This is a genomic window from Rhodohalobacter sp. 8-1, from assembly GCF_038150125.1.
Lineage (GTDB): Bacteria > Bacteroidota > Rhodothermia > Balneolales > Balneolaceae > SW132.
Genome location: NZ_JBBVMF010000025.1, coordinates 17,374 through 31,398 on the forward strand (window position 1 = coordinate 17,374; position 14,025 = coordinate 31,398).

The following is a 14,025-nucleotide window of genomic DNA, read 5'->3' on the forward strand; positions in this document are numbered from 1 at the left end:
TATCATGGCCCGGCGATAAATATTTCTTCGTAACGCAATTTATCTTCATTCTGAACCACCATCGAGAGTTGCCAGGAATTCGACAAGATCCCGAAGTTCGTCACGGCTTAATATATTGCCCATTGCCGGCATTCCGGATGGTGAGTTTTTTCTTTCTTCAATATCAGTTTTATCTACGACCCGTTCACCATCTCTGTTTTCAATCGTGATACGGGAGGCAGACTCTGCAGTGAGCATCCCCCGAACTATAGAACCATCCGAAAGCGTGAGCGTCACCGAGCCATAACCGGGAGCAATTCGCGCACCGGGATTCACCATGGATTCCAGCAGTTGTCTGCGTGACAGTTTGTTGCCCACATCAGAAAGATCGGGCCCAACATTACTACCGTTACCATCAACCACGTGGCACCGAATGCACTGGGCGGCCGCGTTCCGATAAAACACACGCCGGCCTGAATCTGCACTTCCTCCATACAGTAATTCCCGGTAAACAGAAACGGAATCTGACCTGTCTTTTTCGGCCTGATACAATCGCAGCTTTTCATTCACAGATGAACCATCTGACGATTCTGCTGCAAGAACAAGATCAAGCTCAACTTCACTGTCAAGATCATCAGATATCAACATATCCATTTGAGCACTGAGTATTGAATTGGCTTCGGCACTTTTCATTGTACCGAGTATCTGGTAGGCCACCTGGCGTTCTTCAACAGTTCCGCTTTCCAGAACACTTCCCATAATCGCCGCTTTTGATTCTGGCGGAATTTCAAGTCCCGGAACACTTTCAAGTGCACGGCCTCGTACGCGGTCATTTTCATCATCAAGTGCAAGATACACCGCGTTTTCGATGTCGTCATAGCTTAGGGTGGCGAGTGTTTGAAGCGATGCAATCCGAACGTCAGGTGATGGATCATGCTGCAGCAGCGGAAGAATCATTGATATGGCTGATGTCAACTTTAATCCACTGGCTGCGTTCAGCGCTGAAATTCTTATCTGCGGATCACCGTCAGTAAGTATCTCTTCAAAATTGGGCTCTACTACCTGAACAGCTAACTCAGGATCGTTTTTTACGACTCCTCTCGGGTCGCCTGTGACGCGGTCGAGCAGCGATGGTTCAGGCCAGACGGCGAGTGTTTCAAGGGCTTCGACTCTTAATTCAACCGGAACATCCCTACTCAAAGAAAACGCCGTTAGCCTGTCAGCTGCGTCTTGAGTGCCTAAATAGAGTGATGCATTAATAGCACGCCTCAGTAAAGGCTCATTCATAAAACTATCCTGATTAAGAAAAGCCGACAATTCGTCGAGGCCGTCTTCAATCATGGTATCATCATTGATAGCCCGGGCCGCATTTGTGACGATAAATTCATCATCATCACTCAAAAATTCTATTACGCCTGGACTTTCGAGCCTGTTCAAGGCAACAACAGCTGCAATTCTCACCGCTTTCGACGAGTGATCTGAAAGAGCCATTAGCTTCTCCTCGTTTCCAAGTCGCTCAAGCGCGATTGCCCCGCCGTGGCGCAGATACACATCTTCATCTTTGTTGTCTTCCAGCATGTTGATGATGGGTACAAACGCCGGCTCCCAGGCAAGGCGTCCCAGTGCTTCAGTGGCAAAAAAGCGCACGCGTAACTGTTCATCTTCAAGAAGAGGAATCAGCGCTTCGGCTGCCGGTTCATATCGAACATCTCCAAGCATTTTCGCAGACTGCGCCCTGATTTCAGAATCTTCATCTTTCAGATATGGAATAAGCAACTCTGCTGCGCCGGTTGATCGGCGGGCGACCTGTGCTACTCCCCAAATACCGTGAATACGTGCCAGCTGGTGACCTGTTTGTGAAATTGATTCAAGCAGCGCATCCGTGTCATCACGGGAGGCGAGTTCAAACTGAGATTTTTGCCGGACTCTCATGTCGGCGTGCTGCAACAGATCCCTGAGCCTGTTTGCGGATTCATCGGAAAAATCATCCGCCAATAACGTTTCAGTTTCCTGGCGGAGCGAACGGTAGGTTTCATCTGAGCTCTGAGAATCGAGTTTCCATATTCGTCCCTTTTGTTTTAAGGCCCATCCCTCGATCCAATCAGGGAAGTAAAGTGAACCATCCGGGCCAAAATCGAGGCTTGTTGGAAGCAGGCCTTCCAGTATCTGCTGTTCACTTTTGAGTGAAAATGCAGCGCCGTCTTCCTCAAGCGTAAATGCATGAATACCGGAATTGGCGGGTGACCCCACGAATTTCCCGATAAAAAATGTGTCTCTGTATTTTTCACTGAGCGCTGTTCCCGAGTTATATGCTACACCTGAATGACCACTTTCATAGCTATCGAGCGGCGGCAAAATATGCGCCGCCTGATTTTCAAACCGCGGTTTAAAATATTCCTCATCCATCAATACTTTGTAGTCGTTGTTTTTTGGATCGCCGTACTTTCCGAACTGCCAGTTGAGACGCCATCCGCTATCGGATCCGTTCACCAAGTACACCAATCGCTCGTGCTCTCCGGCATGATCGCCATCATTGTCAACAGTGATAAGATTTCCATACTTATCGAAAACGAACTCATGGGTATTTCTTAAACCTGCCGCAAAAACTTCAAAATTGCTTCCATCCGTCTCAGACCGCACAATCACACCCTGCCGCGGATAGTGCCATCGTTTACCATTTTGATCAACCACGCTCATTCCTACATCTCCAATCGACCAGTAAATCCGACCATCCGGCCCTGTTGTGAGTCCCGACATTCCATGTCCGCCAAACCCAATATTGGTTCCAAATCCATGAGCAATCGACTCTTTTTGATCCCAATACCCATCGCCATTCGTATCTCGAATTCGCCACATATCCGGGGATACGCCAAGAAACAGATCGCCACCATGAAATAGCACAGCACCTGCCACGTCTGTGTTAACTTTATGAAAATCCCGAATGAGCTCTATAGATTGATTTGCGTGCCCGTTGCCTGAGGTATCTTCAAGTCGTAAAACAGATTCTTTATTAACGGCAAGATCGCGGTAATCATGACTTCCATCACCATTGAAATCAGTTATCCATTCATTTTGATCACTGTTTTCCGGTGCCAGTTTTCGATGTAAAAACTCTTTTTTGTCTTCGTCTGTCTCAAGGGTGATAGATTCAATCATCCAGTCGCTATGACCGCGAATATCGATCTCAGAAGTTCGCCGGCGTTCAGTAATAGAAACATACACACGCCCCAGGTCGTCCACATCCAGTCCAATGGCATCATTCAGGAGATCTTCTGACGCCCAAAGTGAAACATCAAACCCTTCGGCAACCGTGGGAGACATTTCCATTTCTATTCTTTCAGCTAAATCTTCCGCCTCGCTATCGGTCACCGTCTGGACAATCGGCTCACGAGTGTCCTCACCGCACCCACTTAAAATCAGACCGCCTAAGAACACAACCTTTAAAAGTAATTTGATCATATAATAGTGAAGCTATTACCGTTATTCGTCAATTAGAGCTTGCCCGCCGCCCATCTTATTCCATTTGCAAGGGTATCGAGGAAGATATCCGTTTCAAAGACTTGATTTGTGTGTCCCATCGTGGTTGCAAATATTCTCGTATCATCAATTTCATGAGACCAGGTAACGGTGTGATACTCTTCCGTTTCTACGCCATAGGCTCTCGCAAGCGGCGTGATGTCGCCCCAAGCCTCTTCTACCACATAGAGCTCATCATCGGGATTCTGCCATGTTTCGGGAAAATCCTGCATGATGGGGTGATCAACTGCCACATTTTCAACCTCAAAACCACGCTGTTCTTCGTGCCACATCGATTGCTGCCCCATAAACTGAAACCATGGATCGGCAGGTTCTGAATACCGGTAGCTTTGAACGGCTGAATGAATGAGCACTGCCGGTGTCCCGTAATGATCTTCCACAAACGATTTCACAAATTCTGCATTATTCACCCGGCCAAAACCGGTATTATGAACTACCAGGTCGTACCCTTCCGTCCAATTGTCTTCCTGCATAATCGAGACAAGATGGTCGGGCTCTTTATTACCTTCATGCACAATCGTCCATTCAAAATCCGAACCTAGTCGCTCATTCATTCCCTTGACAAACAGGTCTTCCTGCGTTTCATAATCATGCCAGCCGCCGCCAGTTATATAGAGAGCTTTGATGGAATTCTGCTCCTCTGACGTGCATGAGAGCGTGGTCACTGAAATAAGAAGAATCAGCAGAAAAAATTTGAGGTAAAGGGAATATGTCATAAATGAATTTTTAATTTTTTGTAGATATATAAAATAAAAGAAGGAATCAAAAGGGTGTAGCGAATTATCGATTATTTACAACTGTCAAATGAAACATAAATGTTGGATACCGGCTCGGGGCCGGCATGACTTCAATAGATTCAATATTCATTTCCGGTCACCGCGGAATTCTATCCGCGATCTCCCATCATCGGAAAACGAAAGATGAGCCAAATACTGCATGAACTGTTTGAGCTCAATCGGGAGATGCTGGCAGTACATCATATTGTATTATATCATATCATCATCCTTCTTTGCTATCGGGCACTACACCTTCTGACCAGTACTTTTGCAGAAAGTAGCCGATCAAAAGCAGCATTGCGCCAAAGCCCATAAAAAGCGGGATTCTTAGCAAGGCGCTGGTCTGGCTGAGATCGACGAAAAAGAGCTTTCCAACCACGAGAAGAAGTGTGGCCATGCCCACTCCTCTGAGTTTCGGCCGTTTGACCCAAAAACCGGCAATAAGAACTATCACCGCATAAATCCCCCACGCTACGGATGTAATCATCTGTCCATTATCAAGCGGTGTAAGTTCTTTTGCCAGCCAGGCGAGCATCCCTATATGTGCCAGCAGCTGATAGAATCCCGACGTCTTAGAGTTTTTAAGATATATCGGGATAAACACCCCGGTTGATATCAAAACAAGCATTTCAGACATCGCCTGCATATTTAAAATGGCGGTGGACTCCCCGAGTGAAAATAACGTTTCACCTGCCATCAAAAGCCACGCTATCATAACGAGCAGGTGCGACCCCAGGGAGAGTATTTGACCTCGGAACCGTGTTGATGCATATCTAAGTGCCAGGGCTTCAAGTATCACAACAATCAACAGCATGTTGCCTTGAAAAAACAGGAACATAGCCTGGGTAAAGAGAACGAGAGCGCTGAACATGTGGGTAGCCGACAAATCCCGAAACCCTGCTCGCCTCAAAGGAAAACAGAAGCTTGCCGTTATCGATGAACCAATAATGGCAAGAAAACCAAGATTGGGCTCAGAAAGCGACCAAACCCCATGCGTAAACTGAACGGCCAAAACGGGAATTAACAGTGCAAGCGCCTGAATGTGTGGATTTTCTCTGATCCGTATTTTATCTGTAGCCGGTGGTGTGCCATCCTCCATCGTCCGACCTTGGTAAGATCCTTTTTTTAGTTCTTTGACAACAGGCAGCACCCAGACAAGCCCCAGCATGTAAATCAGGCTGCTCTGTAATATCCACCGGTCAGCAAACAGCGGATCATCTACATCTAAAACACTGGTGACGAGTGCAACAAGCAGGACCAGGCTGCCACCAATAAATTTACTCCAAAGTAGTGATCCCCACTCTTTAAACTGGTAAATAGCCGCGGCCCCGGTCATGATGATGCAGCAGTAGATCATCAGCATTAACAACGAGCCGTCTCCCCTGTACAGCATAAACGGTGTTGCAAGACCACCCAGCGTTCCGATAAGTGCAAGAGTCGAGGAATTCTGACGAATGGACGTGCCAAATGAGAGTACCGTCACAGCAATCATGAAACTAAATGCGAGAGGGTAAGAGATAAAACTATAAAGCTGAAACGTAGCAAAACCGGTGATGTAAAACGCGCCAATACCGGCTCCCATCAGAAACGGTCTGATTTTATCTCCGGCAAACCTGGTGAATCCCAGCCAGAACAGGGTTCCGCCAATAAGCAGCCCAAATGCGCTTCTGACCGGCGGGATAAGCCATCCTTGCTCTACGGAATAGTTGAAAAGGAATATGACGCCAAGCAGAAGCAACCCCACGCCAATCCAGTACAGCCAGTTATCCTTCAAAATAGCCGGCATGCTAAATACATCAATAAACCGTTCCCCAATTCCCGGTTTCTCCGTTTGAGCTGACGCTTTCTCCCGAGTCTCCCTTTGTGATGATTCATAAGCGGATGCCTGCTCCCGATCGCTGTTGCGAATAACGCTTTCAAGATACTCGACTCGTTTCTCGAGTTGCTCGATACGATCCAGATCCGAATCTTCAGGTGTTTCACTTGTCATTTACACCGGCACTTTACGTTCAGGGTTAAGATGCTTCAGCCCATTTGCCTGCGTAGTTTAAAGCAAGGGCCAAAACTTCGATCAAGTTACATAAATAGGTGAGACATCAAAATTGGGGCAGTTTTACTCAATTAGACTAGTGTTAAGTCAAATATGAAATGTCGTAAGCAACCTGTCAGCACCTACCGGATCTGACAGCGTTGGTTTTTGTCGCTGACAGAAACTCTGCAAAGCTCCGGGAATAATGTCAGCTATTTATGCGACAAATGAGAATTGACATAACACTAGTTTTTCTTCACTAATCCTGCAAGGTTACGGAAACCTTGGATGTTTACCTTACCTGCCTAAGCACACCCCTCAAATGAAAAGCTAAACGCTTTTCATTATCTCCCCTCCGAGGGGAGATCTTTTATCTACAAGAAAATCATTACTTATTTTCACACAATTGTTGATCCATTACTATTTTTCGATAGCAATAATTCTTTCTAGCTCTTTAAAATTATTTGGCAATTCTTCTCTAATTATTTTCCAGATATTTTCGAAGTCAATTCCAAAATATTCATGTACCACGTAATTTCGGAGCCCATACATCGAGCGCCAGGGTATCTCAGGATATTTATTTTTGAGGTTATCAGGAACGTTTTTAGAAGCTTCACCGATGATCTCAAGATTTCTGATAACAGCATCCATTTTCAGCGTGCTTGATGTGAATTCTTCAAATGTTAAACCATCTGTATAGTTTTGAATCCTCCGCATGGATTCAAGCATATCTTCAAGATAATGAATGTAACTCCGACTCTCCCTCGTCATACGTAAATAGTGTCGCTAAGTATCGACTCTCGGAGCTGTTCTTTCAACGCATTCCTTGTAACTAGATCAACCGGTTTGCCAAGTTGCTCTTCAAGAAAATCCTTCAACTCAAAAAATTTCCAACCAAGCGGCTCCTCAAATTCAACCAAAATATCAATATCACTCGACTCCCTCTCTTCTCCGGAAGCATAAGATCCAAAATAACCAATATCTTTCACTTTATACTCTTTCGCCAAGACCGGTTTTAAGTCTTCAAGTTTTTTCGTGAGTTTTTCTGTGTTAAAATTTGAGTCATTCATTAGAGGACATTTTAATATGCTTCAATTCAAAGTAAGTAAATGGATAAGATTTTTAAATAGATATTGAACCCTCGGGTTACCTGGTAAAGAAAACCCCTCAAGTTTAAAAACTGAACGCTTTCCATTATCTCCCCACGGAGGGGAGATCTTTTATCTCCCATCTAACATCTACTATCTAAGACGTTCTCATCAGCTGAACTGCATCTTTGCCGACGATATTTCGAAGCCCGTTGAGCAGATCATTGTTTGGCTCCACCACAAACTTTCTTACGTTCATTCTGAGCGGACCATTGGCATGTTCGCTTTCCACTCTCAGTGTGACCGGTGTTTCACCTTTATGAATGCTCATGAGGGTCGCCATGTCTTTGAGATCGTCGTGCGAAAGCAAGCTGGTTTGCAGCTGCAGCTTCAGCATCAATTGATTCTGGAACTTTTCCCGGAGGTTTTCAACACGTTCCAGGGTATTTGCCATGATTTTGGCTGGACCGCGCCTGCTAAGCGTTCCATCAAGAAGAACAATTGTATCGGCAGATAACAATCCCTGGTGACGATCAAATACTTCACTGAAGACCAGGACTTCCATCGCACCATGGAGGTCTTCAATCTGAACAAACGCCATCGGCCGCCCTTTTTTATCGGTCACCTGTTTCACGTTGGTTATGATCCCCACGATTTTTATCTGTTCGCGGTCATTCATCTCCGAGAGTTTATCTTCGGCAAGCGTATGAGACGCAAATAGGCGGATGTCCTCTCGATACCGGTCCAGGGGATGCCCGCTCAGGTAAAAACCAATCAGTTCCCGCTCACGGTTCAGACGCTCAATGTTCGTCCATTTCGGACAGTCTCTGAGTTTGGGTTCATCCAGAGAAATTCCGTCGGCCGTTTCACCGCCAAAAAGGCTCGCCTGGTTCATCCGCTCCTCTTCCTGCTTTCGTGAGGCGTAGCTGATCACATCTTCCACGCTGGCCAGAAGCTGCGCCCGGTTTTCGTGCAGGGTATCAAACGCGCCGGCCTGCACCAGGCTTTCGATTGTGCGCCGGTTACAGACGCGCGTATCTATTCGGGAAGCAAAATCGAAAATCGTTCGGAACTCGCCTCTCTCCTTTCGTTCTTCGGCAATCTGCTCGATGGCATTACTTCCCACGCCTTTAATCGCCGACATCCCATACTGCACGCGGCCATTTCGAACTACAAATTTACCTTCGGCTGTGTTGATGTTGGGCGGATCCACGGGAATCTCCAACCGCTGACACTCCTCAATAAAAAACGACACTTTTTTGATGTCGCCCATATTATGGCTCAAGACCGAGGCCATGTATTCAGCCGTGTAGTTCGCTTTGAAAAACATCGTCTGGTACGCAACGACCGAATACGCCGCGGAGTGCGACTTGTTAAACCCGTAGCCGGCAAACAACGCCATTTTATCGAATACATCCTTGGCGACCTCTTTACTGTAGCCCAGCTCCTGAGCCTGCGTCATAAACTTTTTCTCTTCCGGTGGCAGGAGATCAGCTTTCTTCTTACCCATAATTCGACGCAGCACATCCGCTTCACCGAGTGAATAACCCCCCATTTTTTGCGCTACCTGCATGATCTGTTCCTGGTAGACCATAATTCCGTGAGTTGGCTTTAGAATGCCTTTCAAATCATCATGCGGATACTCAACAGATTCCTTCCCATGTTTTCGGTTGATGTAATCCGGGATGAACTGCATCGGGCCGGGACGATAGAGTGCGTTCATGGCGATCAGGTCATTAATCGTTTCCGACTTTAGATCTTTCAGGTGCTTGCGCATCCCTTCCGATTCAAACTGAAACACGCCAACGGTCAGCCCCTTTTTGAAAAACTCGAAGGTTTTTTCATCATCCAGCGGAATATCATCCAGATTGTATTCCGTGCCATGATTGTCTTTAACCTGCTGGATCGCTGTCTTTAAGATCGACAGCGTTTTAAGACCCAGGAAATCCATCTTCAGCATCCCGGCATCTTCAATCACTTTCCCATCAAACTGCGTGACGTAGAGATCGGCATCTTTAGCCGTGGCAATGGGAATATAATTAGTGAGCTTATCTGGAGCGATAATCACACCGGCCGCGTGAATACCTGTATTACGAACCGATCCTTCCAGCGTCTCAGCCATCTGAAGAGTTTGTCCTTCAAGATCATCCTTCTTTTTGATGTCGCTAAGCTCACGAACTTCTTTAAATGCATCTGCCAGGGAAATCCCTATGGTTTCAGGAATGAGTTTGGCAAGGCGATCTGCATCGGGCAGCGGCAGATCCAGCACCCGGGCCACATCACGAACTGACGATCGCGCAGCCATCGAGCCGAACGTAATAATATGTGCCACCTGCGATTTTCCATATTTGTCCACCACGTAATCAATCACGCGCTGGCGACCGTCATCGTCAAAGTCGATATCAATATCAGGCATCGACACACGCTCCGGGTTCAGAAACCGCTCAAAGAGCAGGTCGTACATCAGCGGATCAATATTGGTGATGCCGGTGCAATACGCTACCACCGACCCCGCGGCTGACCCACGACCGGGCCCCACAAACACGTCCATCTCCCGCGCTTTGGCGATAAAATCCTGTACAATCAAAAAGTAACCGGCAAACCCCATCGTCTTGATGATATTCAGCTCATGATCAATCCGGTTCGTAACCTCATCAGTCAGCTCGCCATAGTGATTTTTTGCTCCCTCAAGCGTAAGATGGCGCAGATAATCATCTTCCGTTTCGAACGGGTCTGGCAGCGCAAAGTTGGGCAGAATCACATCGCGTTTCAGCTCAATCGGATCCACCTTATCCACAATCTCCTGCGTATTGGTGATCGCTTCCGGTACATCCGCAAAGAGCGCCTTCATCTCCTCCTGCGTCTTGAAATAGAACTTGTCGTTTGGAAATCCAAACCGGTAGCCGCGTCCTCGCCCGATCGGCGTACTCATCAGCTCGCCATTATCGATACAGAGCAGGGCATCGTGGGCTTTGGCATCCTCCTGCTCCATATAAAACACATTGTTGCTCGCAATGACTTTAATGCCATATTTCTTAGCAAATCTGAGCAGCACCGAGTTCACACGCTCTTCCTCTTCAAGGCCGTGACGCATCAGTTCAATGTAGAGATCGTCACCAAACAGCTCGTGCCACCATTTAAGAGCCTCTTCCGCCTGTTCTTCACCTTTGTTGAGAATCAGGTCGGGAACTTCACCCTGGAGTCCGCCGGTTGTGGCCATCAATCCGGATCGGTATTTCTTTACCAGCTCACGATCGATTCGCGGAAATTTGTAATAATAGCCTTCAATAAACCCGAGAGAACAAAGTTCTGAAATATTCTGGTAGCCCTCCCGATTTTTAGCCAAGAACACCTGCTGATATCGTTTGTCGCGGTGATCCCGGGTAAACTTTTTCTGATGGCGGTCTTCCACAAAATAGCACTCGCATCCAATAATCGGCTTAATGCCTGCATCATGTGCTTTCTGGACAAAACTGAAGGTTCCATACATATTCCCCAAATCTGTAAGGGCAACAGCGGGCATGCCATCTTTTTTGGCCTTATCAATCAGGTCATTTATTCCGGCGGCGGCTTCAAGCACCGAGTATTTTGAATGGGTATGAAGATGACTGAACGAGCCGGTAATTTTTGCTGTATCGGCATCAGCTACCGGCAGATCGATTGTGGAATCATCACTGCCTTCGTCTCCTGTTACGCCGCGCCGTTTCAGCTCTTCAACTTTGGGCATGTAGTGATCCTGGTCAATCAGCTCAAACGCCTTCTTTTCCAATTCAAGATCGGCAGACATCTGCGGTTTGATGACCCTAAGACGCACAAGCTCCAGAAACGCACGGGCTGTGGCATCCACATCAGCGGCGGCGTTGTGAGCCTCTTCAAAGCCCACATCAAACAGCTTATCGTGAAGTTCGGCAAGGGTCGGCCATTTGTAACGGCCGCGTCCGCCCGGAATGGCACAGAATTCGGTGGACTCATCCTTAGTGTCGATGTCAATTTTTTTATCCAGCGGATTGTCCCTTTCCATCCGCAGGTACTCAGCCCCCATGATGTTCAGGTCGAACTCCAGGTTGTGGCCGATCACGAATGTGGACCGCTCCACATCTTTGTTGAACGCATCCATCACATCGTTCAGCGGAATGCCCTCTTTTCGCGCCCGCTCGGTAGAGATACCGTGTACTTTCTCAGAGTTGAACGGAATCGTAAACCCATCGGGCTGAACGATATAATCGCCCTCTGAAATCAGTTTCCCGGTGTGATCGTGCAGCTGCCAGGCGAGCTGCACACAGCGTGGCCAGTTGTCGAAATCACTGCGCGGAGCCGAATAGTTCTGAGGCAAACCGGTCGTTTCTGTATCAAAAATCAGGTACATAAAAAGGGAGTTGCTGATGGATTTTTTTTGCTAAATCGAGGATGAAATATAAATCAGATTTGAACCAATCACAGACAAAGTTCAGTAAATTTTACTCTCCAATTATCGAGCAGATTACAAATTTGAGGCTGCCAAAAAAATTTTAAATAAGAACATTAATCATCAATATCGTTATATCGAAATCAAATCAAACTAAAACCGATTAGCGAATATCAATTTGCATCAATCCCTAAAACTCCTTAAATCTGTTTCAACTAATACTTCTGACACTTAACCATTTTAATTTTTTTGAAGACTATTGATTACAAAACAGTCATCCAGGACCTGGTAGACTATTGCCGTGAGCTCCTCCATGAGTTTGTACCTGTTGAAGAGGAAGATATACAAGCTCCGGCGATTACCGGTATATGGATCGCCGCTGGAAACTCTTACCCCAATCGCTGGATATTTAAGACCGAAGGGATAGTTGAGAAATACTATAATAACGAACTGTATAAAATCTATTATTGGGACATCCGCCCCCCGTCCGATCCATCCGAATCGAACTTAAGGGAGCTAATACTTGCGAACGTCAATAATCCGGGCACAGAAATTGGATTTCAAATAAGTGTACTTACCGGTGAGCAGCTGGTCCTTCAGTACAGCACGGGGATTGATGAGTCGGAACGGGTGTTTGATCGGTATTAGTATGATAAGACACCACCATGAAACCTGATACCGCAACAAACACGGTGACCCTGCCACATCTGTGGAGCATGTCATCAAAAATAAATTCTAAAAAAAATTTGTACTACATACATCAAATGAGTTAATTCTGTGAACGTTCATCCAGAATTACACGACTAAACTATGCAATTCTACCCGTCATATTTATCTGGTCTATTGTTGCTTTCAGTATTTTTTATTGCAGGATGTGATCTCATAACCCCCCCATCAGTCTAAACAAAACGAATTAGAAAACGCGGACCCGGAATCTTTACTCATGTCCCCAATGCAGACCAGTGCCTCGCTTATCGCGGATGGAAAAGCAAAGTCCGCCGGTTCCCAATCCTCTTTTGGCTGTTACCTGAGCTCTTTATCTGACAGTAACAATGCGCCATACGCGTTTTGGAGCGTGTATCTGCACTACCCCGAAGTAATTGTTTCTGATGCGGGAGAGGCTAAAGCAGCCTATAAATACCGGCTAAAAGATGATGATGGTAAGATTTATCTACTTGCTAACTGCGTGATTCCTGCAACCAGAGAAGCCGCATCTATGGTGGACGATCTCCTGCGGGAGTCTATTCGTATGTATGAAAAATCTAACATTACGCAAGGTACGATGACTGCATCACTTCAGAAATCATCTAATCCATTTTGTGACCTCCCCAACAGCGAGGGGTTTTCGTGCTCGCCAGGAAAATGCTGGTATAGTCTTAATATGAATACCTGCTGTGAAACTGATCCTCTAACAGGTGAATATATAAATTGCGGAACAGCAGAGGTAGAAGTAGTTGCAGAAATTGATGACTGTACAGATTGTGGCGACGGAGGCGGAGGTTCATTGCCACCACCTGACGACCCCGACGATCCATGGCTCCCACCCCCAAACGGTGGAGGCGGCGGCGCATGCACTACCTGCAACCCGGGCGATAACCCCGATGGCGACGACGAATCCTGCCCGCTTGGCACGATTGCCGATGAGAATGGGGGATGTATTGGGGAGGAGGATCCGAAGCCGTGTGTGGGGAATCCTGTGAAGAATCCAAGGATTGCACCTCAAGCTAACAGTGGAATAGAGGGAGGAAGGTTTAGGGCTGGCGCACGTAAAAAGTTCAATAATCAGGGCATATTAGTAGATAAACCTCATTGGGCAACAGATTTGGCGAACAATAAAGGTGATATGATTCATTCTCTTTATGATGGTACTTTATTCGCAACAGGATATGACGAATCTGGGTGGGGTCATTTTGTAATCATAAAATCAATTGTAGATGGTATCGAGTATTATTTCTTGTATGCTCACTTACAGCAAAGTGATTTTAACTTTGATCAAGTTTCAGCAGGTTTTCCCATTGGAATAGCAAGCGATTCAGGAAATTTGAGCCAAGCAATATCAGATAGTTTAGCCGTTCAGCATGTACATCTTGAGGTTAGAAAAGTAGTTGCTGGGGTAAGTTTTAACAGCTCCCCCAAATTAGATCCGGAAGATTTCCTGACAACAAAATTCGATAGTTTTGGGAATCCAATTACAAGTACTGATTGCTAACC

The 14,025-nt window shown here is 46.4% G+C and carries 8 protein-coding genes; 2 read left to right on the forward strand and 6 right to left on the reverse strand.

Annotated elements, in window-relative coordinates:
- Positions 1–45 precede the first annotated feature (45 nt).
- From AABW11_RS17800 to dnaE, 6 genes are all read right to left on the reverse strand, one after another.
- A complete protein-coding gene (locus AABW11_RS17800) occupies positions 46–3,438 on the reverse strand; it encodes a HEAT repeat domain-containing protein (protein WP_340106577.1) in 3,393 nt (1,130 codons plus the stop codon).
- Between the two features lie 32 nt (positions 3,439–3,470).
- Positions 3,471–4,232: a ThuA domain-containing protein gene (locus tag AABW11_RS17805; protein WP_340106579.1), complete on the reverse strand. Its 762-nt coding sequence runs from the start codon at positions 4,230–4,232 to the stop codon at positions 3,471–3,473.
- A 283-nt stretch (positions 4,233–4,515) separates the two neighbouring features.
- On the reverse strand, positions 4,516–6,282 hold the full coding sequence (locus AABW11_RS17810; RefSeq protein WP_340106581.1) for a DUF2339 domain-containing protein: 1,767 nt from the start codon (positions 6,280–6,282) through the stop codon (positions 4,516–4,518).
- 459 nt (positions 6,283–6,741) lie between these two features.
- On the reverse strand, positions 6,742–7,092 hold the full coding sequence (locus tag AABW11_RS17815; RefSeq protein ID WP_340106583.1) for a HepT-like ribonuclease domain-containing protein: 351 nt from the start codon (positions 7,090–7,092) through the stop codon (positions 6,742–6,744).
- Positions 7,089–7,391, reverse strand: coding sequence for a nucleotidyltransferase family protein (locus AABW11_RS17820; RefSeq protein WP_340106585.1), 303 nt, complete (start codon positions 7,389–7,391; stop codon positions 7,089–7,091). Before AABW11_RS17820 ends, AABW11_RS17815 begins: the two co-directional genes overlap by 4 nt.
- A gap of 175 nt (positions 7,392–7,566) precedes the next feature.
- Positions 7,567–11,775 (reverse strand): DNA polymerase III subunit alpha, encoded by a 4,209-nt coding sequence (gene dnaE / locus AABW11_RS17825; protein WP_340106587.1) that lies wholly within the window; start codon positions 11,773–11,775, stop codon positions 7,567–7,569.
- Positions 11,776–12,063: 288 nt separating this feature from the next.
- Between dnaE and AABW11_RS17830 the strand changes: the two genes are divergently transcribed.
- Both AABW11_RS17830 and AABW11_RS17835 read left to right on the forward strand, forming a co-directional pair.
- On the forward strand, positions 12,064–12,462 hold the full coding sequence (locus AABW11_RS17830) for a hypothetical protein (RefSeq protein WP_340106589.1): 399 nt from the start codon (positions 12,064–12,066) through the stop codon (positions 12,460–12,462).
- A 304-nt stretch (positions 12,463–12,766) separates the two neighbouring features.
- Positions 12,767–14,023, forward strand: coding sequence for a M23 family metallopeptidase (locus AABW11_RS17835; protein ID WP_340106591.1), 1,257 nt, complete (start codon positions 12,767–12,769; stop codon positions 14,021–14,023).
- Positions 14,024–14,025: the final 2 nt, after the last annotated feature.

Bases quoted from the DNA above. Each gene is read 5' to 3' on its own strand.
- AABW11_RS17800 (WP_340106577.1), bottom strand. From the start codon at position 3,438: ATGATCAAATTACTTTTAAAGGTTGTGTTCTTAGGCGGTCTGATTTTA.
- AABW11_RS17805 (WP_340106579.1), bottom strand. From the start codon at position 4,232: ATGACATATTCCCTTTACCTCAAATTTTTTCTGCTGATTCTTCTTATT.
- AABW11_RS17810 (WP_340106581.1), bottom strand. From the start codon at position 6,282: ATGACAAGTGAAACACCTGAAGATTCGGATCTGGATCGTATCGAGCAA.
- AABW11_RS17815 (WP_340106583.1), bottom strand. From the start codon at position 7,092: ATGACGAGGGAGAGTCGGAGTTACATTCATTATCTTGAAGATATGCTT.
- AABW11_RS17820 (WP_340106585.1), bottom strand. From the start codon at position 7,391: ATGAATGACTCAAATTTTAACACAGAAAAACTCACGAAAAAACTTGAA.
- dnaE (WP_340106587.1), bottom strand. From the start codon at position 11,775: ATGTACCTGATTTTTGATACAGAAACGACCGGTTTGCCTCAGAACTAT.
- AABW11_RS17835 (WP_340106591.1), top strand. From the start codon at position 12,767: ATGCAGACCAGTGCCTCGCTTATCGCGGATGGAAAAGCAAAGTCCGCC.